This is a genomic window from Noviherbaspirillum sp., assembly GCF_035654295.1.
In the GTDB taxonomy this organism is placed as follows: Bacteria; Pseudomonadota; Gammaproteobacteria; order Burkholderiales; family Burkholderiaceae_D; genus Noviherbaspirillum.
The window spans coordinates 39,903-62,643 of the sequence record NZ_DASRXF010000057.1 but is presented as its reverse complement, the minus strand read 5'-3'; the positions used below and the strand labels follow the sequence as shown (position 1 = coordinate 62,643).

The window sequence follows — 22,741 nt, the reverse complement described above, 5'->3', positions numbered from 1 at the left end:
GCCTGTGCCGGTGAGTCCGGTGCCTGTGCCGGTGAATCCGGTGCCTGTGCCGGTGAATCCGGTGCCCGTTCCGGTGAGTCCGGTGCCCGTTCCGGTGATTCCGGTGCCTGTGCCCGTGATTCCGGTGCCCGTGCCGGTGATTCCGGTGCCTATGCCGGTGAGTCCGGTGCCTGTGCCGGTGATTCCCGTGCCTGTGCCGGTCAGCCCGGTACCTGTTCCAGTCACCCCTGTTCCCGTCAATCCTGATCCGGTTGTTCCCGTACCGGTCAGGCCGGTGCCTGTCATGCCGGTTCCGGTCGTCCCTGTTCCAGTCGTCCCTGTCCCGGTTATTCCCGTCCCTGTCCCGGTAAGCCCTGTGCCTGTGCCGTTCGTCGCGCCGGGCCTTCCTGCGGCGCCGGTGACGAATTCGAGCGAGATGGTCTGCGGCAGGATCTGGCCGCGGATTTCGCCGTTGGGGAAGGCGGCGCTGTGGACGTTGAAGTAGAAATTCCCTGCCTGCAAGGAGGCCAGTTGCGCTTCGGTGAGCACCACGCTGGTCGTCCAGACGCCGCTGCCCGCAACCGATTCCGCGAGGGGGAAGATGATCGGGCCGTTCACCCCTTGCGGTGCTTCATGGATATGCGCCGAGGTTCCCGCAATGCCGGAAGTCGTCACGCCGGCAATCAGCTGCCCGTTGGCAGGGTTGACGAGCACCGTGCCGGAGCCCAGTGCGACGCTCGTGTTCGGCGGCACTTCCTGCGAGCCCCGCAGCGCAGTGAGGAAGGTGCCCGTGGAGGTGACGAAGGGATTGAGCCCGGCGCCGACGCTGGTGGTGCCGGTGTTGGCGCTGGTGCCCGTGCCGGTACTGGTCGAAGTTGCCGGCGTCGTCCCCGGCTGTTGCGACAGGATCTGGCCGCGGATCTCGCCCTCGCCGAAGTTGGTGCTGCGCACGTTGAAATAGAAATCGCCCGCGCGGAAGGCGTTGTGCTGCGCTTCGGTCAGCACCGCGCGCGCGGTCCAGACGCCGCTGCCGCGCGAGGTCTCTGTCAGCGGGAAAACAATCGGCCCGTTCAGGCCCGCCGGTGCCTGCTGGATATCCGCCGCAGTGCCGGCGATGCCCGTCGTGGTCAGCGTCGCAGTCATCAGGCGCGTGGCCGGCTGGATGACGACGGTGCCAGCAGCGGTGGCCGCGCTTGAGCGCTGCGGCACGACCTGCGCTGCCGTGAGCGTGGAGGCGAAGGTGTCGACCAGTTCCGAGACCGCCGCTTGCGTCGCGGCCGGCGCTGGGGAGCTGCTGGCCGGTGTGGTCGTGCCGCTGTCGCCGCCCCCGCCGCTGCAGGAAACAAGGGACAAGGCGCCGAGCATGGCGATGGCGATGCGGATGTTCAATCCGAAGGGAAAGCTCTTCATTGCCGGATCTCCTGTCTGGGACGGACGAGCGCCAATTCGCATTGCCTGGAAGGCGCAATGCGGCAGGGACAGGAATGCAGCGTTTATGCCAGCGGCGGCGCGTGCATGCGCGCAAGGCGGTGCGCGCCACATGCGTAAGAACTACGCGGTGGAAGGAAAAAAATACTTCGGACGCGTCAGCGCTTTTGCTTCTGCAACTCGCCCTTGAGCGCATCGAGCGCCACCGACTGATGCCCCTCGCGCCACACCAGCCAGGTTTTCGCGCGGGCGACACGCTCGGGCAGCGGATAGGCAGCCACCTCGTTTTCCGCATGCACCACGGCAAGCACCGAGCGCGGCACGATGGCGCCGCCCGAACCGGCGGCGACGCAGGCCACGATCGCATGATAGGAACCGAGCTCGAGCACGCGGTCGGGCACGATGGACGACATGCCCAGCCATTCCTCCAGGATCCGCCGGTAGGAGCAGCCGGTGGTGAAGGCAATCAGCGTATGCTTGCTCAAATCCTTCGGCGTCTTCACCGGCGGGCTGTTTTTCGGCGTGATCAGCACCAGTTCCTCGCGGAAGGCTTCCTGCATGTCCAGGCCGGTCGCGGTAAAGGGCTCGGCGACGAAGGCCGCCTCGACTTCGAAGCGCAGCACGCGCCCGATCAAGGCCCCGGAGGTGCCGGTGACGAGTTCGATCTGCACTTCCGGAAAGCGCTGGTGATAGCGCGACAGCAGGGGTGGCAGGCGGGCCGCCGCGGTGCTCTCCATCGTGCCGATGCGCAAGGTGCCGCGCGGCGTTCCCTGGCGCAGCGAGGCTTCGGCCTCGGACGCCAGGCGCAGCAGGCGGTCGGCATAGGACAGGAGCTGCGTGCCTTCCGGCGACAGCACCAGCTTGCCGCCCTGGCGCTGGAACAGTTTCACGCCCAGCCGGTCTTCCAGGTTCTTGACGCGGGTAGTGATGTTCGATTGCACGCGGTTGAGCTGGCTGGCCGCCTTGGTGATGCCGCCGTAGTCCACGACAGCCTTGAAGATGTGCAGGGAATCCAGGTCGATGTTTCTCATTTTGAGAACCTCCTATCTCCATTATTCATTTTTAAGGATGCCTTGGTCAAGGTAGACTGCTAGCATGAACAGACAGGATTCCACCACCGCGCGCCCCATCGGCGCACTCCGCCCCGAAGCCGGGCCGCTTGCCAAGGCGCTTGCCGGCTTGTCGGCGCTTGCCGTCGCCATGGGCATCGGGCGTTTTGCGTTTACGCCCGTCATGCCGATGATGATGCAGGATGCCGGACTCTCAATCGCCTCCGGCGGCCTGCTCGCCTCGGCCAACTATCTCGGTTACCTGCTGGGTGCGCTCAGCGCAATGGTGGTGCGCATCCGGCCGGAGCACGCTATCCGCGGCGGCCTGCTTGCCGTTGCCGTGCTGACACTGGCGATGGGCATGCAGTTGCCGTTTGCGGTCTGGCTGGTGCTGCGCCTGCTGGCCGGCATGGCCAGCGCCTGGGTGCTGATCTCGGTGTCGGCATGGTGCATGGGTTCGCTGGCGCGCTACCAGCGTCCTTTCCTCAACAGCCTCGTGTTCGCCGGGGTGGGAACCGGCATCGCACTGGCAGGCCTGCTGTGCCTGGCGCTGATCCGCGCCGAGGCGCCGTCGCCCCAAGCCTGGCTATCGATGGGATTGCTGTCGCTGGCGGTCGCGGCCGCGACATGGCGTTTCTTCCGCGCCACCGACGCCGCGGCCGGCGGGCCGACGGCCCACGCCCGCTACAAATGGAACATGGATGCGGTACGCCTCGTGTTCTGCTACGGCGTGTTCGGCTTTGGCTACATCATCCCCGCCACCTTCCTGCCGGTCATGGCGCGCAACGCGCTGCAGGATTCCTCGCTGTTCGGCTGGTCCTGGCCGATCTTCGGCCTTGCCGCGGCGCTATCGACGCTGGCCGTCGCCTGGCTGGTCGCTCGCATGGGCAACCGGCGGCTCTGGATGCTGAGCCATTTCGTGATGGCCGCCGGCGTCGTGCTGCCGGCCGTCATGCCCGGCCTCCTTGCAGTGTTCGTGGCCGCGCTGTGCGTTGGCGGCACCTTCATGGTCATCACGCTGGCGGCGCTGCAGGAAGGCAAGCGCATTGCGGCCGGCAATGCCACGGTCCTGATCGCGGCAATGACCTCGGCATTTGCCGCGGGCCAGATCATCGGGCCGCTCACCGTATCGGGCGCCGGCGGCGGCAGTTTTTCGACGGCGCTGGTCATCGCGGCCGTGCTGCTGGCCGGCAGCGCCTTGCTGCTCGGGCGGGGACAGGACAATCGACTTGAACGAAAGGAAGCGACATGAGCTACGGCACCACCAGACTCGACCCGACAAACTGCATGGCTGGCCCGGAGCGCATGCCGCCGCTGGCGATGGACGCGATGGACGACGCCCAGAAGGCGGCGGCGCAGGAACTGATCAACGGCCCGCGCGGCGCCGTGTTCGGCCCCTTCATCCCGCTCATGCGCAGTCCCGAGTTGATGAACCGGCTGCAGAAGGTCGGCGAATATATCCGCTTCCACAGCGCGCTCGAAACACGGATCAACGAATGGGTGATGCTGATCGTGTCGCGCCAGTGGACGCAGCAGTTCGAGTGGTGCATGCATTACCCGCTGGCGCTCAAGGCCGGGGTGAAGCAGGAAGTCCTCGATGCGCTGGCGGAAGGCCGGCGCCCGCGCGGCATGGCTGAAGACGAAGAGATTGCGTATGACCTGTGCGACGAGCTGGCCCGCACTCAGGGCGTGTCGGACGAGACTTACCGGCGCGCGGTGGAGCGCTTCGGCGAGCGTGGCGTGATCGACATGGTCGGGCTGGCGGGGTACTTCACCACGGTGTCGATGATCATGAACGTGGCGCGCACGCCGCCGCAGAAGGAAACCAAGGTCACGCCGCTGTCGCCGTTCCCGCGCTGATCGCAGGGCGGCGGCTTGCCCACCAGGCACAGGCGGTGAGGGCGAGATAGGCGGCCAGGAGCTGCATCGCGACGGCGGCCGGTGCCGCCGGCTGCTTGAAGAGGCTGTACAGTTGCAGGCCGCTCATGCCTGCCGCAAGAAGCAGGTAGCGTGCGCGCCGGTCGCCGGCTTGCTTCAGGCACAGCAGCACGCTCCCCCACAGCAGGCCGAGCTCCAGCAGGAGTGCGAAGGTCCGGTAGTTCCACCACCCCAGGCCTACCTTCATGCTGTCGAACCACAGGGGCAGGTCGGGGATATGCACCAGCAGGTCCAGCATCCAATGCGCCGCCACGGTCAGGCCGATGGCGAACGCGCAGCGCATCCTTTGCGCCAGCCGCGGGGTGCACAGCCAGAACAGCAGGGCCGCCGCGACCGACCACAGCACCGCCGACGACAGGCTGTGCGTGTAGGGCATGAAATACAGATCCAGTCCGTTGGAGCGCGTGAAGCCGGGGATCACGCGCAGCTTCTCGATGCCGAGCAGCACCAGCCCGCCCCAGAACAGGTCGATCAACTGGCAGGCGATGAAATACACCGGAAGCGGCACCGAGGGGGCGACGCGCTTGGCAAGGAAGGCTGCGGAGTAGTGGCCGACGAACATGGGCATGCCTGCAAAGTTGTCTTGCCGCAATAGTACGGTAGCGCTGGCAAGAAAGACAACTGTTCTACAGGAAAGATATTTGTGGCATATTCCCTCGATCATTGGATTGCCGGAAGAGGGTTATATGCTTTTTCTGAAGAGCACGTCGGCGCCGGTCGCGCCCGGTGTCTTTGCGGTGGATATCGCGGCCAAGCCGCCGGGCAAGACATTCATGGTGTATGCCGCGGTCGATGCGGCCGACCCGCCTTCCGGGTTCATCGGCGCGGTCGAAGGCCTCGGCTTCAAGCAGGTGTTCACCAAGCCCTACACCCATCACGACGGCAGGAAGGTCGTCGACATCCACTTCCAGAAACCCGGCACCGACATTTTCGAAGGCTGGACCGCGGCGGAAAAGGAATCCAACTTGCAGCAGCTCGGCGAAGTCCTCGCCGGCTTCAACATCACCGTCGCGCCGCGCGTCATGTCGCTGGCCGAAGCCTTCCGCTGAACGTCCGGCAAAGCCATACCGCTATACGCCCGGATTGCGCCGGATTATGCTAGTCTATCGCCTCCCTGCGGTCCCGCCGCGGGGAGACGTGTTTGCTCCTTCTCCCTTATCAGCGGGAGAAACCGGGAGATGCCGCTTGCGTCGCTGCGGCATGCCCGCCCACGGAACGCGGATGGCTTAAGCAGCCTTGCGCGGGCCGCACACGACGGCAAGAACCGTGCACGAGAGATCCCTGTGCAATGTCCGGAAGCCGGACAGTTCCTGACCGCCCGACGCCTGGAGGCGTTCGACAATCCACGACGAGATATCGAGTCCGCTCGAAAACCATCGCGCGACTGCGACCACGCAGGCAGCGCGGGCCGCCGCATTCTGCGCGTGTTTTCGATCGGACTCTTCCGGATCAACCTGACAGAAAGCTTCACGATGACCACGCTGGAACAACAAGCACTCGAATACCACGCCGCCGGGCAGCGCGGCAAGATCGCCATCCAGGTGACCAAGCCGGTCGCCAGCCAGGCCGACCTGGCGCTGGCCTACTCGCCGGGCGTCGCCGTGCCCTGCGTCGAGATCAACAAGGACCCCGCCAAGGCCTACGAATACACCGCCAAGGGCAACCTCGTGGGCGTGATCACCAACGGCACCGCGGTGCTCGGCCTGGGCGACATCGGCGCGCTTGCCGGCAAGCCGGTGATGGAAGGGAAGGCAGTCCTGTTCAAGAAGTTTGCCGGCATCGATGCCTTCGACATCGAGATCGACGAGACCGACCCGGACAAGCTGGTCGAGATCATCGCCGCCCTCCATCCCACCTTCGGCGGCATCAACCTCGAAGACATCAAGGCACCGGAATGCTTCGCGGTCGAGCGCCAGCTGCGCGAGCGCCTGTCGATCCCGGTATTCCACGACGACCAGCACGGCACCGCCATCGTCGTCGGCTCCGGCTTCCTCAACGCGCTGCACCTGACCGGCCGCGACATCTCGCTGGCCAAGGTGGTGTGCTCCGGCGCGGGCGCGGCGGCACTGGCCTGCCTCGACATGCTAGTGGACCTGGGTGTGCGCCGCGAGAATGTCTACGTGTGCGACAGCCGCGGCGTGCTGACCACCGCGCGCGAGCTCACCGGGGAAAAGCGCGCCTGGGCGCAGGACACGACGGCGCAAACGCTGTCCGACGTGATCGGCATGGCGGACGTCTTCCTCGGCCTCTCCGGCCCCGGCCTGCTGAAACAGGAAGACGTGAAGAAGATGGCGGCGCAACCCATCGTGTTCGCGCTGGCCAACCCGGAGCCGGAACTGCGTCCGGAACTGGTGCTCGAAGCCGCGCCCGACGCCATCGTCGCCACCGGCCGTTCCGACTATCCGAACCAGATCAACAACGCCCTGTGCTTCCCTTACCTTTTCCGCGCCGCGCTCGACAGCGCCGCGACCAACATCAACCAGGCCATGAAGCGCGCCTGCGTCGTCGCCCTCGCGGAGATGGCGCGCAGCGATGCACGCTTCAGCAAGAAGTACATCGTGCCGACACTGCTCGATGAGCGCCTGCTGACCGGCGTGACGCCGAAGATCGCCGCTGCCGCAACCGAAAGCGGCGTCGCGCGCAGGGAGCTGGAGCCCGCTGCCTATACAGCCCGGCTCGAAGCCCTGGCGCGTACTCTCCTGAAGTAAGCCGGCAGGACCGCCATCGCCGTCACGGTACGCGCGATGGCAAGGCTTCCGGACAGCGCAGCCGCTCGTTGATGCGCGCGTGCAGGTCCTCGTCATAGAAGCGGAAGGTGTCGCGCCCCCGTTCCTTGGCGCGGTACATGGCCGTATCGGCGTTCTTGATCAGCGTGTCGGCGTCGCGCCCGTCCTGCGGATAGACCGCAAAGCCGATGCTGCAGCTGATCGTCAATTCGCGTCCGCAAATCTCCATCGGCTGTGAAATGCTGCCGAGCACGCGCCGCAGCGCCTGGCAGGTGATCTCTTCGTTGGCCTGGTCGTAGAGCACCAGCACGAACTCGTCGCCGCCCAGGCGTGCCACGGTGTCGGAATCGCGCACGCAGGCCGATAGGCGGGCGGCGACGGTCTTCAGCAACTGGTCGCCGGCATCGTGGCCGAGCGTATCGTTGATGTGCTTGAACCTGTCGAGGTCGAGGAAGGCGACGGCGATCGCGCGGTGGTAGCGCTGCGCATAGCTGATCGCCTGCATCAGGCGATCGGTGAGAAGGGCGCGGTTCGGCAGGCCGGTCAGCGGGTCGTGCGTCGCCTGGTGCTTCAACTCCTCCTGGGCCCGGCGGCGGGCCGTCACGTCGCGCACGATGCACAGGACGGAGCTGCCAGTCCCGTCCGCACCCGGCTCGGCGACGCAGTGCGCCTCGAAGCTGCGGCCGCCATCCTTGTACTCTTGCGTGGCTTCGCCGCCGTCGTGCAAGAGCCGCATCAGCATTTTGCGCAGGCTCCTGCACGGGCGGAGTTCGGCGACGGATTTGCCGATCACGCGTTCCGGCGGTACCTTGAAGTAAGCCTGTACTCTGCTGTTGATGTAGGTGCAGCGCAGCCCATCGTCGAAACGTGCGATGAGATCGGGAGAGTTGTCGAGGAGCGCCGTCAGTTCCGGCCTGCAGGCCCGGGACCGCATGCAGGCGGCGAGCGCGTTCATCCAGGTGGAAATGAAAGGCATGGCAAGCTGTTCGCGTCCTTCAAGTCATTTCATGATAGTTGCTGAAATGCGATTCCGCGAGGAAAGAATATGGCCGGCAGCGGCGCTTGCCGTACCGCCGCCGGCGCGTCCGCTCAGCTCGTCTTGGCCAGCCCGAGGCTCTCGATCGTTTCCTTCTCTTCGCGGTAGGTGTCCTGCGCGAACTTGGTATAGGTTGCGCTATCCATCCAGATCACCGGCTGGTCGAACTTGTCGAGCGTCGTCTGCACCGCCGGGTCGTCCAGGGTCTTGCGCAGCGCGTCCTGGAGGCGGGTGACGATAGCCGGCTCCATGCCTTTCGGCCCGCCGATGCCGAAGGGCGAATCGGACACGGTCTGGTAGCCCAGCTCCAGCAGCGTCGGCACGTTGGGCCAGCGCTTGGTGCGCTTGCTGCCATAAGTCGCCAGCAGGCGCGCGCGGCCGGCTTCGACGGCGGATGCCCAACCGGTCGCATCGCTGTGCGCCATCACGTGCCCGCCCAGCAGCGCCTGCATGCCGTCCGCATTGCCCTTGAACGGTACGTGCATCAGCTTGATGCCGGCGCGCCTGGCGAACTGTTCCACCACCAGGTGCGGCGTGGTACCGGTGCCGGTGGAGCCATACGAGAAGGTCTCGGGATTGGCCTTCGCGTAATCGACGAGATCCTTGATGCTCTTGATCGGCGAATCCGAGCGCACCACCAGACCGAAGGTATAGCCGGTCAGGCAGGCGATGTAAGTCAGATCCTTCATCGGGTCGAATGCTACCTTCTGCATGTGCGGGATGCGGAAGATGCCGAGCGGCAGCTGCGACAGCGTATAGCCGTCCGGCTTGGCGTTCACGAGTTCGACGGCGCCGAGGATGCCGCCGGCACCGGGCTTGTTGTCCAGCACCACGGTGCCGCCCAGGTTCTTGCTCAGGCTCTCGGCGAAGGCGCGCATGACGACGTCGGTCGAGCCGCCTGCCGGCCACGGGCAGATCAGGCGCACCGGGCGCGACGGGTAGGATTGGGCGATTGCAGGAAAGGCGATGGTTGCGGTGGCGGCTGCGGCCGACTTGATGAAATCGCGTCGGGTAAAACGAGGCTGTCTCATGCTATGTCTCCTTTATCGTTATGCACTGCGAGGGTTGCGCTTCCGCATGATGCAGACGGCGGCGCGGTGAAAACCTTGGGAATGGATGTGCGAACGGCGCCTGTTCTTATCCTACTAGAAAAAGAACAGGCGTGCGGAAAATTGGAGGGCTAGGGGATCAGGTGTTGCGGATCGTCACCAGGCGCGACAGGCCGCACAGATTCACCTTCTTTACCGACAGGATCTCCCAGTCGTGCTTCAGGATCTGCTCGTCAAAGCAGAAATCGGAGCGGAAACCGATGCGGTTGGCCAGCGGCCGCACCGCGCGTTCCAGCGACCACCAGAAGCGGCTGCCGCTGAAATGGTTGAGGATCAGGATCGTGCCGTTGCGGCGGCACACACGCCGGATCTCGGCCACCAGGCGCTCGGGGTTGGGCGTGACCGACAGCACGTAGGGAATCGCCACGCAATCGAAGGAACCGTCGGGAAAGTCCATCGTCTCGGCATTCATCGCCGCGAGGTGGATGCTTCTTCCCGGCAGCTTTTCCGCGCGCTCCCGTGCGATCTCGAGCATCTCGGTGGAAATGTCGATGCCGATCACCGAGGCGCTCGCGGGATAGCGTTCCAGCGTCAGCCCGGTGCCCACGCCCACCTCCAGTATGGAGGTAGGGCGCATGGCGCAGACGGCTTCGGTGAGGGCGCGGCGGCCGGGTTCGAGCACGGCGCCGAAAAGGCGATCGTAAAGGGGAGCGTAAAAGCGGTATGTATCGACGACGTTATCAACGGAGATAGGATTCATACATACGTTCCGGGAAAGTGGCGTTGTCAAATTCGTATGTAAGACATTTGGGCGGTAGAAAGTTCATTGGCTTGCGCCAGATCGCTTCCGGCCAGTAACGCCAGGTAACGCTCAGGGCATGCCGGCGCCGCCCACGCCGACCTCCCGCGCTTCGATGCGCCCGTTGCGCTCGGCCAGTGCGCGCGGCGCCCTTGCCACCTTCCCGATGACCATGAACAGCGTGCGCCGCTCCGGTCCGCCGAGCGCGCAGGCGATCGCCTGGCCGGAGACCGGGATGCGTTCGGACACGCGGCCGCCTTCATGCACGCGCAGGAATTCCGAGGTCGGGGGCGATGCCACCCATACCGCGCCTTCCGCATCGAGACAGATGCCGTCCGGCGAGGCATCGCCGAGCTCGGCCCAGATGCGCCGCTTCTCCAGGCTGCCGTCCGCCCCAATGTCGAAAGCCGTGAGGCACTTGCCGAAGGTCTCGGCCACGATCAGCGTGCCGCCGCCGGGCGTGATCACGCATCCGTTGGGAAAGAGCAGATTGTCGGCGGCAATCCGGGTTTCGCCATCCGGAGCCACCATCAGCAGCACAGTGGGCTTCGGCGCTTCCCTGTTGAGCATGTCGAAGCCGAAGTTGCCGACATAGGCGCGCCCCTGCGCATCCACCACCATGTCGTTGCACAGCGAGGGGGTGTAGCGGTCGAGCGCGGCATGGGTGACGAGACGGCCGTCCGCCATGCGCAGCACGCGGCGGTCGTGCATCGACACGACGAGCAGGCTGCCGTCCGGCATCCACCCAAGTCCCGAGGGCTGGCCGGGCACTTCGGCGATGGTGTCGAGCGTGCCGTCGCCGGCGAGGCGGTGGACCTTGTGCGTGTAGAAGTCGGAAAACCAGAGCGCGCCTTCATGCCAGCGCGGCGCCTCCGGGAATGCCAGTCCGTCGACGAGGATGCGGGAATCGTTATCGTTGTTCATGCGGGCCTCCAAGGATTTTTTTGCGTAGCCGGTGCGCGGTCCGTTTGCGCCACATTGCTGCATCAATTTTTTTCGTCATGGAATGATACGCGCAGCCGGCGCTTGTTCTTGCAAGCCTCGATCCCGCACGATTGCGCAGGCTCAAAATATGTTCGCAAGCAAGCGGCCATGCTTCGGTTAAAACATGCATCGAACAGGGAGAGCAGGTGATCAACTTCATCGTGACAGGCAACTGCAGGCGCGTGGTCTCGGCCGTGCTGCTTGCGATCCGCAGTTTTACCGATGCCAAGTGCGTGGTGGTCGGCGGAAAGGCGACCGGCATCCTGAGATGGTCGGGCCTGTGCAAGCGGCAGATCACACTGGATATCGACGGCGCCGCGGACGCGGCCTACGTCGCAGCCGTGAACCGGCTCGCCGAAAGCAATCCCCATGTCATCCTGATCCCCGCCGATTGCGATGCCATCCGCCTCGCCAACCGCGTGCGCGGCCGGTTGAAGATGAAGACCACGCCCATTCCGGCATTGCCCACGCTCGACATGTTCGACAACAAGTGGCACTTCCACCGCTTCTGCACCGACATCGGCCTGCCCGTGCCGGACACGATCCGCTTTGCGGCAAAGGCGACCATGGATTTCCATGCCATCGTGTCCCGGCTCGGACTGCCCTTTGTCGTCAAGCCGCTCGACCGCGCCGGCTCCACCGGCGTGCATGTGGTCAGCGGCGCGGAAGACTTCTTCGCCTCGATTATCGACAACCCCGGCTACGACTACGGGCCGCTGATCGCGCAGCGCTTCATCCGCGGCGACGACGTGGACGTGAGTTTTCTCTCGGTGGAAGGGCGGCTGAGCGCACTTGCGGTGCAGCGGGCGAACGGCTCGCGCATCGACTTCGTGACCAGTCCGCCGCTGGAAGCGATAGCCACGGCGCTGTCGCATGCCAGTACCTACCACGGCGTCATGCATGTCGATGCACGCGTCGAGGAAGGGACCGGCAAGGTGTGGCTGATCGAGTCGAATCCGCGCTTCTGGGCATCGCTGACCGCATCGGTATCGTGTGGCCTCAACTTCGTCGCCGAGAGCATTGTGCCGGCGGCAGGCGACGCCGGCGTACGCGCCCTGACGGCGGGAAGCGCCAGCATCCGCCATCCCCTGATCCGCCCCTCCGCGTGGCGCAGCATGCTGGCAGATCGCAGCGGGCAAGGCCGCCTGCTGCGCGCAATGGCATTCGATCCGCCCGCGCTCGGCGCCTTCGCGCGCGAACTGCCGGCGAGCGTCTTCCGCTTTGCCCGCACGAGGGCGCGTCCCTGCTTGAGTGGCAGTGGCAAGTCCGCCGGAACGGTGACGGAGCCGGCATGAGCGTTTAGAGGCTGTTCTCTATTTCTGTCGATATGTTGCTGTCATCTGCAGGGATTGTTGTGCATTCCCCCTGATGCCGATACACTGCGCAAAAAAATAGCGCGCCGGCACCGCCGTCGCCGCATACAGGGAGGAGACAGGGATGGAGCAGCGCCGCATTTCCATGGCAGACATCGTGGTGGGGAAGCCCCTGCCATGGGATGTCTACGATTCGAACAACAAACTGCTACTGCGCAAGGGGCATGTGGTGCAGCGCGAGCAGCAGGTCGAAACGCTCGTACTGCGCGGCTTGTTCGTGACCGCCACGTCCGACAGCGCAGGCTCCATCCAGCCCGGACCCGCAGCCGTCAGACCGATCGAGCGACCCTCGGCGCTGCGCCTGCTCAATCTCGCGACGAAGCGGCTGGAACGCCTGCTGTTCAACCTCCACAATGAATCCGAGCTGTATCCGAAGATCGTCGAAGTCGTCGCCGCGATCCGGTTTGCGGTCGACATCAATCCCGACGTCGCGCTCGGATGCATCCTGCTGAATCAGGATGCGGGAAGCTACCCGGTGCGCCACGGCGTCGATTGCGCCGTCGTCTCCCTGCTCGTCGCGCGCGCGATGAACAAGCCACCGCAGGAGGCGCAGGCCATCATGGCCGCGGCGCTCTTGATGAACGTCGGCATGCTGCGTCATCACGAACACCTCCACCGCTGCGAGCAGCCGCTGTCGGCAGAGGAGCACGCGCTCATCCGCAACCATCCGGAGCAAAGCGCGAGCCTCCTGCGCGACGCCGGCATCGCCGACGAGAACGTGCTGAATTACGTGCTGCTGCACCACGAGAACGAGGACGGCAGCGGCTATCCCCGTGGCAAGCGCAGTGCGGAGATTCCCGAGAATGCGAAGATCCTTGCGCTGGCCGACCGCTACTGCGCACGTGTATCGTCGCGTCTCTATCGCAAGGCCATGCTGCCCAACGCCGCGCTGCGCGACATCCTGCTCACCGAAAAGAAAAACATCCAGCCGCTGCTGGCCGCCTGTTTCATCCGCGAACTCGGCACCTATCCCACGGGCAGCTTCGTCCGCCTCGTCAATGGCGAGGTGGGCGTGGTGACCGGGCGCGGCAGCAGCACTACGACGCCGGTCGTGCATGCCCTGATCGGGCCGCGCGGGGCGCCGCTCTCCTTTCCGATCCGGCGCGAAACGCACAAGGAACTGCATGCCATCCGGGAAGTGCTGCACGAAGCGCAGGCCGGCGTGCGCATCTCCATGCAGCAGCTCTGGGGCACGGAGGCCGCGCTGTAAGAGCCTGCAGCGGCCTCTTTGATGCCGCACAATTTCCGGGCCTGTCCGTCGCCTATGGTGTTACGCAAGGGAGCAATGCGAGCGCCGGCGGCGCAGAGGAGCAGACCATGAATGAACAGGAAAACACCAGGCTTGTCATGCAGGCATACGACAAGTTCAAGCAGGGCGACATCCCGGGCCTGATGAATCTCATGTCGGATGACATCGAATGGATCCTGGACCGGTCGGAAAACGTCCCCTTCAGCGGTGCCCGCCATGGCAAGGCGGAGGTCGGGCAATTCTTCAGCGAGCTCGACCAGTCGCAACAGCCGCTGCAATTCGAACCGCAGGAATTCATCGCCCAGGGCGACAAGGTGGTGGCGCTCGGCCACTACAGCTGGAAGGTGAAGCAGACCGACCAGGTGTTCGAAAGCGATTGGGCGGAAGTGTTTACCGTGCGCGACGGCAAGATCGCCCGGTTCCGTGAATACGCGGACACCGCGGCAGGCGACCGCGCCTACCGGGCAAGTTGAGAAATCGGGGGATTTTTCCCGGAGGCGGCATTGTCTACTGTCCCCATGGACTTATTTGCAACTGAGGTGACAGATGGATAACGTGAAACCCCCGGCAAAGCGCCTGGACAGGACGGAAGCGGATGTGAAGTCGGTGGACGGCCGCTCCGGCCAGAGCAACAAGAGCAGCCATGACAACAAGAGCCACGTGAAAGCCGGCACCAACACCGGCGCCGGCGGCGGCAAGAAGCAGGAAAGGCATCAGCGGCATTGAATGCAGGGCGGGGAATTCCCCGCCCGCATTGTTTACTTCTTCAGTTGCCGCAGCAGCTCCTCGGTGACTTCGACGATCGAACGATCGCCCGGCATGCCGGGACGGATCACCTTGCGGGCCTCGTCCGCGGGCATGTTCACCTGCTTGCCCGTCAATCTTTTCATCAGCCTCGCGAACACGGCTTCGTCGTCCGGGAGCTGGCCCTCTTGCACATCCATATTGCCTCCAAAGAGAGCTTAGTTTCGGTCCGTCAATATTGGTTCCCGCACGGAAACGGATTGCATTTTTCGCATCTTCGGTGCGCCTTCCTGCCGTACTTCTACGGTAGTGCGAATGTCCCGAAGTTGACAGAAAATACTGCATCGCAGCGTAAAATAGCGGACAGACAGACAAAACTTCATTCAAGAAAGAGAGATATGGCAAATACACGAGACGTCGTCATCGTCGGTGCTGCGCGCACCGCAATCGGTACCTTCGGCGGCACACTGAAGGATTTCAGCGCCTGTGACCTGGGGGCGATCGCGGTCAAGGAAGCCTTTGCACGCGCCAAGGTCGATCCGGCACAGGCCGGGCAGATCGTGATGGGCAATGTCATCCACTGCGAACCGCGCGACATGTACGTTTCGCGCGTGGTCGGCATCAACGCCGGCATGGCCAAGGAATCCGCGGCACTGACGCTGAACCGCCTGTGCGGTTCCGGCCTGCAGGCGATTGTCACCGCCGCCAATGCGATCCAGCTCGGCGACACCGACATCGCCGTCGGCGGCGGCGTCGAGACCATGAGCCGCGCGCCGTACTCCGCGCAGACCGCGCGCTGGGGCCAGCGCATGGGTGACTTCAAGATGATCGACATGATGGTGGGCGCGCTGTCCGATCCCTTCGGCGCGGGCCACATGGGCATTACCGCCGAGAACGTCGCTGCGCAGTACGGCATCAGCCGTGAAGAGCAGGACGAGTTCGCGCTGAACAGCCAGAAGAAGGCGCTGGCAGCGATCGCCGCCGGCCACTTCAAGTCGCAGATCGTGCCGGTCGAGATCCAGGGCCGCAAGGGCACCGTCGTGTTCGACACCGACGAGCATCCGAAGGCCGAGACCTCGCTGGAGTCGCTGGCCAAGCTCAAGCCGGCTTTCAAGAAAGAGGGCGGCTCGGTTACCGCCGGCAACGCCTCCGGCCTCAATGACGGCGCGGCAGCCTGCGTGCTGATGGAAGCCGGCGCCGCATCGCGCGCGGGCCTGCAGCCGATGGCGCGCCTGGTGTCCTACGCGGTGGCCGGCGTCGAGCCGTCCATCATGGGCACCGGCCCGATCCCGGCGGTGCAGCTCGCGCTCAAGCGTGCCGGGCTCAGCCTGAACGACATGGACGTGATCGAATCGAATGAAGCCTTCGCCGCGCAGTCGCTCGGCGTGTGCCGCGGCCTGGACCTCGACCCGGCCCGCACCAACCCGAACGGCGGCGCCATTGCCCTTGGCCATCCGCTCGGTGCCAGCGGCACGATCATCACCGTCAAGTGCCTGTACGAGCTGATCCGCACCGGCAAGCGCTACGGTCTGATCACCATGTGCATCGGCGGCGGACAAGGCATCGCTGCGGTGATCGAACGTCTGTAATCACATCGCGGCGGCATTCTTTGCCGCGACAGAACGGACAAGGCCACCTGAGGTGGCCTTGTTTTTTTCAGCGGGGGAGCATCAGCGCCACGCCAGCGGCGCCGGAACGGTCGACACGCCCTGCGTGCCTGCCGCATGCTCTTGTGCCTCGAGCGCGCGCCGGTAGCCTTCCCGCTGCTTCAGCCTCTCCCAATACGCGCGCACGGCCGGCGGAAACTGCTCCTGCAGTTCGAGATACTCGGCCAGCATCAGTGCATAGCCCACCGACATGTCCGCCGCGGTGAAGCGGCCGGCGCACAGGTATTCCGTTCCCGCCAGCGCGGCGTCGATCGCGCGCAGGCGCGCGAGGAACCAGCGCTGGTAATCCTCGGCCGCCTGCGGGAGGCGGCGTTCCTCCGGCTCCATGTGGCGATAGCGCAGCACGAGCGTCTGCGGGAAGGTCAATGTAGCCTCGCCGTAGTGCAGCCAGTTGAGCCATGCGCCGTAGGCAGGCTCGTCAGGCGCGACCGCCAGCCGCGAAGGGCCGTACTTCGTCACGAGGTACTGCGCGATCGCCGCCGATTCCGTCATCTTCACCTCGCCGTCGAAGAAGGCCGGCACGGTGCCCAGCGGATTGACCGACAGGTATTCCCGCTGATGCACGCGCGGCGGGAAGGGCAGCATCCGGAGCTCGTAGTGCGTTCCGTGACGCATGCCCAGTTCTTCCATGGTCCACAGGGGACGGAAGGAGCGGGCGCTCACGCAATGAAAGAGTGTGATCATGGGGGATAGGGTCGTGGCAAAAAAATAGCCACCGGCGGTGGCTATCAGGGGTTGGTCGTGGCTCAGATACCGAGCAGCTTCTTGGCTTCGCCGAGCGCTTTCATCGATTCATCGTGCTTGCCTTCCTTGTGGAATTTTTCGCCGTCGGCGCGCAGCGACTTGATCTTGGCCATGTTCTCGGCGCTGATGCCGGACGCGCTGCCGAGTTTTGCGTCGATTGCCTTCATCTCGTTGGGGCAATTGTGCGCGGCGGCGAGGGATGATACGGAGAACAGAAGGACAGCCAGAACGGTTTTCATCGCAGTCTCCTTGATTGGAATGGGAAAGATACGTTAGCAGCAATCGGGGACTTTTGCACTGCTGGCGCGCATCGGTCCGGCTTGCCGCAAAACGCCGGCGCGCAGCGCGGATATACTGGCGGCCCGCACAATGAAAGGATACCTGATGACACTCAACGGAAAGATGTTGCAGATGCGGATGAGCGACGGCGAGACGATCGGCGTCTACCATGTCGAACCCGCAGGGCCGCGCCGTGGAGGACTGGTGCTCATCCAGGAAATCTTCGGCGTCACCGAACACATCCGCGAACAGTGCGACCGCTTTGCGGCGGAAGGCTACGAGGTGCTCGCCCCCGCCCTGTTCGACCGCGAGGCGCCCGGCCTGCAGGCAAGCTACGCGCCTGAGGACGTGCAGGCGGCACTGCGCGTGGCGCGCGAACTCCATCCCTTCGCGCAATCGATTGCCGACGTGCAGACCTGCATCGATAGCCTGAAGGACAAGGGCCCGGTATTCATTACCGGCTACTGCTATGGCGGATCGGTGAGCTGGGCTGCCGCCTGCCGGTGCGAAGGTCTGGCGGCGGCGTCAGGCTATTACGGCAGCATGATCCCGAAAATGGCTGACGAGACGCCGGGCTGCCCGGTCATCCTGCACTTCGGCAAGCACGACAAGGGCATCCCGCTCGACGGTGTTGCAGCAGTGCAGGCGCGGCATCCCGAGGTGCCGGTGTATCTGTACGAGGCCGGGCACGGTTTCAACTCCGACCGCCGCAGCGATTTTCATGACGAAAGTGCAACCCTGGCGCGCGAACGCACGCTCGCGTTGTTCCGCGCCAACGGGGGCTGAGGGAGCAGCGGCCATGCCGGAAAATTCCTGCTTTCCTTGCGCTACGCAATTGTCGCGCACTGCCTGAACTGTTACCCTGCTGAAATCCACACCAACAGCAGGGGTAATAATGATTGACGCGGTACAGAAGGATATCGACGAGCGCAGCAACCTCACCAGCTCGAACAAGTTCGAAATGCTGTTATTCCGCCTCGGCGGCGACGCCAACGGCGAGCGCTCCGAACTGTTCGGCATCAACGTGTTCAAGATCCGCGAAATCGTTGCGATGCCCGCCATTACCGCCATCGCCGGCTCGCGCCCGCATATGCTGGGCGTGGTCAACCTGCGCGGCCAGATCATCCCGGTATTGGACTTGCCCGCCATCGTGGGCTGCGTTCCCAGGACCGGCCTGAACATCCTGCTGGTGACCGAATTCGCCCGCACCACACAAGGCTTCGCGGTCGAGGCGGTCGAAGACATCGTGCGCCTGGACTGGAACCAGGTGCTGTCCGCCGAAAACACGGCGGCCGGCAACATGGTCACCAGCATCGCGCGCCTGGACGGCAATGCGGAAGGTTCGCGCCTGGCGCAGGTGCTGGACGTGGAAACCATCCTGCGTGAAATGGGCGCGTCGGACGAACAGGATGTCGATCCCGACGACATCGGCGACAAGGTCGTCCTCAAGCCGGGCACCGTCGTGCTTGCCGCCGACGATTCCGTCGTCGCCCGTTCGCTCATCGAGCAGGGGCTGGAAGCGATGGGCGTGCCCTTCATCATGACCAAGACCGGCAAGGAAGCCTGGGAGCGCCTGCAATCGCTGGCCTCCTCGGCGGAAGCCGAAGGCAAGACGGTGCAGGACAAGGTCGCGCTCGTGCTGTCCGACCTGGAAATGCCCGAGATGGACGGCTTCACGCTCACCCGCAATATCAAGCAGGCGCCGAAGTTCGCGTCCATTCCGGTGGTGATCCATTCCTCGCTGTCGGGCACGACCAACGAAGAGCATGTGCGCAGCGTGGGCGCCAACGCCTACGTCGCCAAGTTCAACGCGGAAGAACTCGCCGCGACGCTGCGCCGTGCACTTGCCTGATCAGTCTTGATCAACCCTTTTCCCGGGCCAGCGCAAGGAATTCATTGCGCAGCCCGAGGTTGGTGCGCATTTCACCCAGCAGGGCGGACGTCACCGTTTCCTCTCCCGGCGTCCGTATGCCGCGGCTTTCCATGCACATGTGGCGGCAGCGCACGACGACGCCGACCGACAGCGGCTGCACATGCTCCATCAGCGCTGACGCCACCTGTATCGTCAACCTTTCTTGTACCTGCAAGCGCTTGGCGAAGCAGTCGACGAGGCGGGTGAGCTTGGATAAGCCGACGATCTTCCCGTTCGGCGTGTAGCCGATCGTGGCCGTCCCGAAGAAGGGGGCGAGATGGTGCTCGCAATGACTGTAGACCGGGATGCCGCGCACCACGATCAGCTCGTTGACCTGCTCGGCGCCGTCCTCGAATACCTTGAGGATATCGGCCGGTTCGGTCGCATAGCCGGAAGACCAGTGTTGCCAGGCCTTGTGCACGCGCTGCGGCGTATCGACCAGGCCCTGCCGCGCCGGGTCTTCCCCGAGATGCCGCAGCAGGCGGCGCCAGTCATGCAGCGTGAACTCTTCGCTCTCATCCTCCCGCTCGCGCACCTGGAAGGCGTGCATGGCTCTTGTCATGGTTTCTCCCCCTGCGCTCACTGGCCGGCCAGCCGGGTTAGTGTCCTGGCCACGATGCGGTCGCAGCGTTCGCCGTCGAAGCCGAATGCGCCCTCCAGCGCGTAATCGAATTCCCGTGACAGCGATTCACGCAGCATGCTGCGGGCACGGAAAAAGCGGGTGCGCACCGTAGCTTCCGGAATGCCGAGGCAGGCGGCGGTCTCCTCCACGCTCATTTCCTCCAGCGCACGCAGCACGAAGACGGTGCGGAATGCCGCAGGCAACTCGTCGATCTTTTGTTCCAGCAGCCGGCGCGCGTCCGCGCGCATGGCCGCCCGTTCGGGTTGCCCGGTGTTCGACTCATCCGTTTCGTGTGCCATCGCGTGCTCCAACGCGCCAGGGGATTCACCATCGCCGGCAAGCTGGATCACTTCCGCCCGCCGGTTGCTCTTGCGCGACCGCGCGATCGCTTCGTTCACCACGATCCGCGTCAGCCAGGTGGACAGGCTGGACTCGCCGCGATACTTGCCCATGTTGCGGAAGGCAAGGAGATAGGCGTCCTGCAGCGCGTCCTCGGCCTCGGCGTCATCCTTGAGGATGCTGCGCGCGGTGCGGTACAGCGGCCGGTTGTGACGGCGCATCATCTGTTCGAAGGCAGCCTTGTCGCCGTCGGCGATGCGGCGCGCCAGTTCGGCGTCATTCCAGTCGTGAGCAGTCTTTATGGCGGTAGTGGGCATGGTGGCCTCGTGCATTTCGGGTTGTCATGACATTAGATGAAGCGCGCTTTCGCCGCGTTCCCAGTGTAGTCCACCCGGAGCGGACGCTTTCTGGCAGAATCCACACGGCGATCGGGACGTTCCGATGACGACAAATAAAGGGAGATGCCAGAATGAAGAACACATTGCGCGTCGCAATCACGTTTTGCGCGGCAACCGCCGCCGCTTCCGCCGATGTCGCCCACGCCCAGGCGCGCGGCCCGGCGGCCCAATACTGGGTCGACCTGTCGACCAGCAACGTCTCGATCCCCGGCATGCCGGAAGAGGGTGGCGCCGGCCTTGGCGGGCTCATGGGCGGCATCATGGGCGGAAACAGCTTCGGCGGCTCGATGGGCATGGGTGGACGCGGCAAGGCGATGGACACGGAACTCTATGTGCGCGCCCATCCCGGCGGCGTCGAAGGCACGCACGCCATCCCGGGCGGCATGAACATGGGGCCGTCGCTGCTGCTGTTGCCGCACCGGCCGCGCAACGAGCAGGGCAGCGTCACGCGCGACGAGACGCCCGAGCGTGCCGAGAAGCCCAAGGGCAGGATCCTGCTCTACTGGGGCTGCGGCGACAGCATCCGTCCCGACCAGCCCAAGGTGCTGGATTTCGCGAAGCAGGACCATGCCGAGTTCGCGCAGTTCTTCTCCAGCCACGGCGCCGCCAGCAAGGGCGTGCAGGGACGTGCCGGCCACTCGCTCTGGCCGAACGAGCGCGACAGCAAGCGCGTGCCCGATAATGCTTCGCTTGAAGGCGAGCATGCGGTGAGCGGCAACGGCGTGCCGCCCACGCTCAAGTTCAACGTCGGCGCCGCGAATGACTTCCTGCCCAAGGTACAGCTCAAGACCCGCGGCGCGCCGAAGGATGGCGTGCAGGTGGAATGGAACACGATGCAGCATGCGCGCGGCTACTTCCTGCATGCGCAGGGTGCGGCGGAAGGGCCGGGCGGGGCGCAGGACATGATCTTCTGGAGCTCCAGCGAAAAGCCCGACAACGGCTGGTCCCTGATGAGCTATCAGTCGCCGGCGCAGGTCGCCAGGCTGGTCCAGCAAAAGGTGGTCTTGCCGCCTTCCACCGGCAATTGCACGGTGCCCAAGGGCATCTTCGACAAGGCGCAGGGCGCGATGCTCAACATGATCGCCTATGGCAACGAACTCAACGTCTCGCATCCGCCGCGTCCGGAAAAAGCGCCGGCGAACTGGCAGCCGGAATGGACGGCGCGCGTGCGCATCAAATCAACCGGCATGACCATGCTGGGCATGGAAGATTCGCGCGAGGCCCAGCGTGACGGACGCGGCCAGGCGGCAAGCGAGCCTGTCGAGAGCGCTGCGCCCGTATCCTTGCCGGACGTAGCGAACCCGGTGAAGCTGCTGAAGGGCCTGTTCGGCAACTGAGAGGAAACATGAGCATTCCAACGTTCAGCATCCGCCGTCTCGGCGCGGCGGACACCGGCCTGATGGAAGGCATGATGACGATGTTCGGCGAAGCATTCGGCGACGTTGGCACCTACACCGCCGCAAGGCCCGGCAAGGCCTATATGCAAGGCCTGCTCGGCAGCGACGGCTTCATCGCGCTGGCCGCATTGAAGGACGATGCGGTGGTGGGCGGCCTGGCCGCCTATGTGCTGCGCAAGTTCGAACAGGAACGCAGCGAGGTCTACATCTACGATCTCGCGGTGGCGGAAGGGCACCGGCGCGAAGGCATCGCCACGGCATTGATCGAATCATTGAAGGAGTGCGCCCGCGCAGCGGGGGCCTATGTCATCTTCGTGCAGGCGGACCTGGTCGATGCACCGGCCATTGCGCTGTACACCAAGCTCGGCATCCGGGAAGACGTGCTGCACTTCGACATCCTCCCATAAAAAAACGGCAGGCCCGCGCCTGCCGTTTTCATATCGCCGATGGCTTATACGCCCGGCCGCGGCTGGCCTTGCTGGACGTTGCCGCGCCATGCGCCGGTTTCCGATCCGCGCGACTCCAGGAATTCCTTGAAGCGCTCCAGATCGCCCTGCACACGGTGCGAGAACATGCCGAGCGCATCGCCCACATTCTCGGTCACGCCTTCCGGATCGTAGTCCATCTGCACCATGATGCGCGTGGTGTTGGCGTCGATGTGATGGAAGGTGACGACACCCGCATTCGGCGCGCCGGTCGTGCTACGCCAGGCGATGCGCTGGTCGGGGATCTGTTCGGTGATCTCGGCCTGCCATTCCTTGCGCTTGCCGCCGACATTGGCGCACCAGTGCAGGTGGGTATCATCCAGCTGCCGCACTTCCTCGACGCCTTCCATGAACTTCGGGAAGTCCTCGAACTGCGTCCACTGGTTATACGCCGTGGAAACAGGAACGTTCACTTCGATCGACTTTTCTACGGTGGACATGTTTACCTCCTTCAAGATGGATGAAAGGCCGTCATGGCCGCATGTGCAAGTTAGACAAGTCCTTGTCAAAAAATTCCAAAAGGGATGAGCCAGGTGTGTCCAAG

The 22,741-nt window shown here is 64.6% G+C and carries 26 protein-coding genes; 13 read left to right on the top strand and 13 right to left on the bottom strand.

The genetic code is table 11. The features are described 5' to 3' along the window. Together VFF99_RS06965 and VFF99_RS06960 are read right to left on the bottom strand one after the other, a co-directional pair. A partial coding sequence (locus VFF99_RS06965) for a CHRD domain-containing protein (RefSeq protein WP_325016283.1) occupies positions 1 to 1,389 on the bottom strand: 1,389 nt, incomplete at its 3' end. Positions 1,390 to 1,565: 176 nt separating this feature from the next. Beyond that, positions 1,566 to 2,438: a LysR family transcriptional regulator gene (locus VFF99_RS06960; RefSeq protein WP_325016282.1), complete on the bottom strand. Its 873-nt coding sequence runs from the start codon at positions 2,436 to 2,438 to the stop codon at positions 1,566 to 1,568. A 64-nt stretch (positions 2,439 to 2,502) separates the two neighbouring features. On the opposite strand from VFF99_RS06960, the gene VFF99_RS06955 reads away from it, so the two are divergent. Next, positions 2,503 to 3,708 carry a YbfB/YjiJ family MFS transporter gene (locus VFF99_RS06955; protein WP_325016280.1) on the top strand — a complete coding sequence of 402 codons (1,206 nt, stop codon included), beginning with the start codon at positions 2,503 to 2,505 and terminating at the stop codon, positions 3,706 to 3,708. Continuing rightward, complete coding sequence (locus VFF99_RS06950) at positions 3,705 to 4,316, top strand: carboxymuconolactone decarboxylase family protein (protein WP_325016278.1); 612 nt, start codon at positions 3,705 to 3,707, stop codon at positions 4,314 to 4,316. Before VFF99_RS06955 ends, VFF99_RS06950 begins: the two co-directional genes overlap by 4 nt. Here VFF99_RS06950 and VFF99_RS06945 read toward each other — a convergent pair. Next, complete coding sequence (locus VFF99_RS06945) at positions 4,288 to 4,962, bottom strand: hypothetical protein (protein WP_325016276.1); 675 nt, start codon at positions 4,960 to 4,962, stop codon at positions 4,288 to 4,290. The two genes, VFF99_RS06950 and VFF99_RS06945, sit on opposite strands and share 29 nt — an antisense overlap. A gap of 118 nt (positions 4,963 to 5,080) precedes the next feature. Here VFF99_RS06945 and VFF99_RS06940 point away from each other — a divergent pair, with 118 nt between their 5' ends. Together VFF99_RS06940 and VFF99_RS06935 are read left to right on the top strand one after the other, a co-directional pair. Further along, positions 5,081 to 5,443 (top strand): hypothetical protein, encoded by a 363-nt coding sequence (locus VFF99_RS06940; protein ID WP_325016274.1) that lies wholly within the window; start codon positions 5,081 to 5,083, stop codon positions 5,441 to 5,443. Positions 5,444 to 5,677: 234 nt separating this feature from the next. Then, positions 5,678 to 7,102 (top strand): malic enzyme-like NAD(P)-binding protein, encoded by a 1,425-nt coding sequence (locus VFF99_RS06935; RefSeq protein WP_414691511.1) that lies wholly within the window; start codon positions 5,678 to 5,680, stop codon positions 7,100 to 7,102. Positions 7,103 to 7,124: 22 nt separating this feature from the next. On the opposite strand, the gene VFF99_RS06930 is transcribed toward VFF99_RS06935, so the two are convergent. The 4 genes from VFF99_RS06930 to VFF99_RS06915 all read right to left on the bottom strand — a co-directional run bounded on the left by VFF99_RS06930 (position 7,125) and on the right by VFF99_RS06915 (position 10,928). After that, on the bottom strand, positions 7,125 to 8,096 hold the full coding sequence (locus VFF99_RS06930) for a GGDEF domain-containing protein (protein ID WP_325016273.1): 972 nt from the start codon (positions 8,094 to 8,096) through the stop codon (positions 7,125 to 7,127). 113 nt (positions 8,097 to 8,209) lie between these two features. Beyond that, the gene (locus VFF99_RS06925; RefSeq protein ID WP_325016271.1) at positions 8,210 to 9,187 is read right to left on the bottom strand and encodes a tripartite tricarboxylate transporter substrate binding protein; all 978 of its coding nucleotides are present in this window, start codon (positions 9,185 to 9,187) and stop codon (positions 8,210 to 8,212) included. A 157-nt stretch (positions 9,188 to 9,344) separates the two neighbouring features. Further along, positions 9,345 to 9,965: a class I SAM-dependent methyltransferase gene (locus tag VFF99_RS06920; RefSeq protein WP_325016269.1), complete on the bottom strand. Its 621-nt coding sequence runs from the start codon at positions 9,963 to 9,965 to the stop codon at positions 9,345 to 9,347. A 111-nt stretch (positions 9,966 to 10,076) separates the two neighbouring features. Then, positions 10,077 to 10,928, bottom strand: a complete 852-nt coding sequence (locus tag VFF99_RS06915) for an SMP-30/gluconolactonase/LRE family protein (protein WP_325016267.1) — start codon at positions 10,926 to 10,928, stop codon at positions 10,077 to 10,079. 206 nt (positions 10,929 to 11,134) lie between these two features. Here VFF99_RS06915 and VFF99_RS06910 point away from each other — a divergent pair, with 206 nt between their 5' ends. The 4 genes from VFF99_RS06910 to VFF99_RS06895 all read left to right on the top strand — a co-directional run bounded on the left by VFF99_RS06910 (position 11,135) and on the right by VFF99_RS06895 (position 14,336). Further along, entirely contained in the window at positions 11,135 to 12,283 is a 1,149-nt protein-coding gene (locus tag VFF99_RS06910; protein WP_325016266.1) for an ATP-grasp domain-containing protein, read from the top strand. A gap of 142 nt (positions 12,284 to 12,425) precedes the next feature. Further along, positions 12,426 to 13,571: an HD-GYP domain-containing protein gene (locus tag VFF99_RS06905; RefSeq protein WP_325016263.1), complete on the top strand. Its 1,146-nt coding sequence runs from the start codon at positions 12,426 to 12,428 to the stop codon at positions 13,569 to 13,571. A 107-nt stretch (positions 13,572 to 13,678) separates the two neighbouring features. Beyond that, positions 13,679 to 14,083, top strand: coding sequence for a nuclear transport factor 2 family protein (locus VFF99_RS06900; RefSeq protein WP_325016261.1), 405 nt, complete (start codon positions 13,679 to 13,681; stop codon positions 14,081 to 14,083). A gap of 73 nt (positions 14,084 to 14,156) precedes the next feature. Next, on the top strand, positions 14,157 to 14,336 hold the full coding sequence (locus VFF99_RS06895; RefSeq protein ID WP_325016259.1) for a hypothetical protein: 180 nt from the start codon (positions 14,157 to 14,159) through the stop codon (positions 14,334 to 14,336). Between the two features lie 32 nt (positions 14,337 to 14,368). Here VFF99_RS06895 and VFF99_RS06890 read toward each other — a convergent pair whose 3' ends face one another. Then, a complete protein-coding gene (locus VFF99_RS06890) occupies positions 14,369 to 14,554 on the bottom strand; it encodes a hypothetical protein (protein WP_325016257.1) in 186 nt (61 codons plus the stop codon). 198 nt (positions 14,555 to 14,752) lie between these two features. Between VFF99_RS06890 and VFF99_RS06885 the strand changes: the two genes are divergently transcribed. Further along, positions 14,753 to 15,943, top strand: coding sequence for an acetyl-CoA C-acyltransferase family protein (locus VFF99_RS06885; protein WP_325016255.1), 1,191 nt, complete (start codon positions 14,753 to 14,755; stop codon positions 15,941 to 15,943). A gap of 81 nt (positions 15,944 to 16,024) precedes the next feature. Here VFF99_RS06885 and VFF99_RS06880 read toward each other — a convergent pair whose 3' ends face one another. Together VFF99_RS06880 and VFF99_RS06875 are read right to left on the bottom strand one after the other, a co-directional pair. Further along, on the bottom strand, positions 16,025 to 16,705 hold the full coding sequence (locus tag VFF99_RS06880) for a glutathione S-transferase family protein (protein WP_325016253.1): 681 nt from the start codon (positions 16,703 to 16,705) through the stop codon (positions 16,025 to 16,027). A gap of 62 nt (positions 16,706 to 16,767) precedes the next feature. Then, on the bottom strand, positions 16,768 to 17,004 hold the full coding sequence (locus VFF99_RS06875; protein WP_325016251.1) for a hypothetical protein: 237 nt from the start codon (positions 17,002 to 17,004) through the stop codon (positions 16,768 to 16,770). A gap of 145 nt (positions 17,005 to 17,149) precedes the next feature. Here VFF99_RS06875 and VFF99_RS06870 point away from each other — a divergent pair, with 145 nt between their 5' ends. Beyond that, positions 17,150 to 17,830 carry a dienelactone hydrolase family protein gene (locus VFF99_RS06870; protein WP_325016249.1) on the top strand — a complete coding sequence of 227 codons (681 nt, stop codon included), beginning with the start codon at positions 17,150 to 17,152 and terminating at the stop codon, positions 17,828 to 17,830. Positions 17,831 to 17,942: 112 nt separating this feature from the next. After that, complete coding sequence (locus VFF99_RS06865; RefSeq protein ID WP_325016285.1) at positions 17,943 to 18,896, top strand: chemotaxis protein; 954 nt, start codon at positions 17,943 to 17,945, stop codon at positions 18,894 to 18,896. A gap of 10 nt (positions 18,897 to 18,906) precedes the next feature. Here VFF99_RS06865 and folE read toward each other — a convergent pair whose 3' ends face one another. Together folE and VFF99_RS06855 are read right to left on the bottom strand one after the other, a co-directional pair. After that, positions 18,907 to 19,506 carry a GTP cyclohydrolase I FolE gene (gene folE, locus VFF99_RS06860; RefSeq protein ID WP_414691513.1) on the bottom strand — a complete coding sequence of 200 codons (600 nt, stop codon included), beginning with the start codon at positions 19,504 to 19,506 and terminating at the stop codon, positions 18,907 to 18,909. Between the two features lie 29 nt (positions 19,507 to 19,535). After that, entirely contained in the window at positions 19,536 to 20,234 is a 699-nt protein-coding gene (locus VFF99_RS06855; RefSeq protein ID WP_325016246.1) for an RNA polymerase sigma factor, read from the bottom strand. 152 nt (positions 20,235 to 20,386) lie between these two features. Here VFF99_RS06855 and VFF99_RS06850 point away from each other — a divergent pair, with 152 nt between their 5' ends. Both VFF99_RS06850 and VFF99_RS06845 read left to right on the top strand, forming a co-directional pair. Then, on the top strand, positions 20,387 to 21,652 hold the full coding sequence (locus tag VFF99_RS06850; RefSeq protein WP_325016243.1) for a hypothetical protein: 1,266 nt from the start codon (positions 20,387 to 20,389) through the stop codon (positions 21,650 to 21,652). Positions 21,653 to 21,660: 8 nt separating this feature from the next. Next, positions 21,661 to 22,119, top strand: coding sequence for an AAC(3)-I family aminoglycoside N-acetyltransferase (locus VFF99_RS06845; RefSeq protein WP_325016241.1), 459 nt, complete (start codon positions 21,661 to 21,663; stop codon positions 22,117 to 22,119). Positions 22,120 to 22,163: 44 nt separating this feature from the next. Here the strand turns inward: VFF99_RS06845 and VFF99_RS06840 are convergent, their stop codons facing one another. Next, on the bottom strand, positions 22,164 to 22,637 hold the full coding sequence (locus tag VFF99_RS06840) for an SRPBCC family protein (protein WP_325016239.1): 474 nt from the start codon (positions 22,635 to 22,637) through the stop codon (positions 22,164 to 22,166). Positions 22,638 to 22,741: the final 104 nt, after the last annotated feature.

Excerpts from the sequence above, each read along its gene's own strand:
- folE (WP_414691513.1), bottom strand. The coding sequence starts at position 19,506 with ATGCACGCCTTCCAGGTGCGCGAGCGGGAGGATGAGAGCGAAGAGTTC.
- VFF99_RS06955 (WP_325016280.1), top strand. The coding sequence starts at position 2,503 with ATGAACAGACAGGATTCCACCACCGCGCGCCCCATCGGCGCACTCCGC.
- VFF99_RS06870 (WP_325016249.1), top strand. The coding sequence starts at position 17,150 with ATGACACTCAACGGAAAGATGTTGCAGATGCGGATGAGCGACGGCGAG.
- VFF99_RS06960 (WP_325016282.1), bottom strand. The coding sequence starts at position 2,438 with ATGAGAAACATCGACCTGGATTCCCTGCACATCTTCAAGGCTGTCGTG.
- VFF99_RS06895 (WP_325016259.1), top strand. The coding sequence starts at position 14,157 with ATGGATAACGTGAAACCCCCGGCAAAGCGCCTGGACAGGACGGAAGCG.
- VFF99_RS06840 (WP_325016239.1), bottom strand. The coding sequence starts at position 22,637 with ATGTCCACCGTAGAAAAGTCGATCGAAGTGAACGTTCCTGTTTCCACG.
- VFF99_RS06890 (WP_325016257.1), bottom strand. The coding sequence starts at position 14,554 with ATGGATGTGCAAGAGGGCCAGCTCCCGGACGACGAAGCCGTGTTCGCG.
- VFF99_RS06850 (WP_325016243.1), top strand. The coding sequence starts at position 20,387 with ATGAAGAACACATTGCGCGTCGCAATCACGTTTTGCGCGGCAACCGCC.
- VFF99_RS06945 (WP_325016276.1), bottom strand. The coding sequence starts at position 4,962 with ATGCCCATGTTCGTCGGCCACTACTCCGCAGCCTTCCTTGCCAAGCGC.
- VFF99_RS06920 (WP_325016269.1), bottom strand. The coding sequence starts at position 9,965 with ATGAATCCTATCTCCGTTGATAACGTCGTCGATACATACCGCTTTTAC.
- VFF99_RS06845 (WP_325016241.1), top strand. The coding sequence starts at position 21,661 with ATGAGCATTCCAACGTTCAGCATCCGCCGTCTCGGCGCGGCGGACACC.
- VFF99_RS06925 (WP_325016271.1), bottom strand. The coding sequence starts at position 9,187 with ATGAGACAGCCTCGTTTTACCCGACGCGATTTCATCAAGTCGGCCGCA.
- VFF99_RS06885 (WP_325016255.1), top strand. The coding sequence starts at position 14,753 with ATGGCAAATACACGAGACGTCGTCATCGTCGGTGCTGCGCGCACCGCA.
- VFF99_RS06855 (WP_325016246.1), bottom strand. The coding sequence starts at position 20,234 with ATGCCCACTACCGCCATAAAGACTGCTCACGACTGGAATGACGCCGAA.
- VFF99_RS06930 (WP_325016273.1), bottom strand. The coding sequence starts at position 8,096 with ATGCCTTTCATTTCCACCTGGATGAACGCGCTCGCCGCCTGCATGCGG.
- VFF99_RS06880 (WP_325016253.1), bottom strand. The coding sequence starts at position 16,705 with ATGATCACACTCTTTCATTGCGTGAGCGCCCGCTCCTTCCGTCCCCTG.
- VFF99_RS06875 (WP_325016251.1), bottom strand. The coding sequence starts at position 17,004 with ATGAAAACCGTTCTGGCTGTCCTTCTGTTCTCCGTATCATCCCTCGCC.
- VFF99_RS06915 (WP_325016267.1), bottom strand. The coding sequence starts at position 10,928 with ATGAACAACGATAACGATTCCCGCATCCTCGTCGACGGACTGGCATTC.
- VFF99_RS06940 (WP_325016274.1), top strand. The coding sequence starts at position 5,081 with ATGCTTTTTCTGAAGAGCACGTCGGCGCCGGTCGCGCCCGGTGTCTTT.
- VFF99_RS06950 (WP_325016278.1), top strand. The coding sequence starts at position 3,705 with ATGAGCTACGGCACCACCAGACTCGACCCGACAAACTGCATGGCTGGC.
- VFF99_RS06900 (WP_325016261.1), top strand. The coding sequence starts at position 13,679 with ATGAATGAACAGGAAAACACCAGGCTTGTCATGCAGGCATACGACAAG.
- VFF99_RS06905 (WP_325016263.1), top strand. The coding sequence starts at position 12,426 with ATGGAGCAGCGCCGCATTTCCATGGCAGACATCGTGGTGGGGAAGCCC.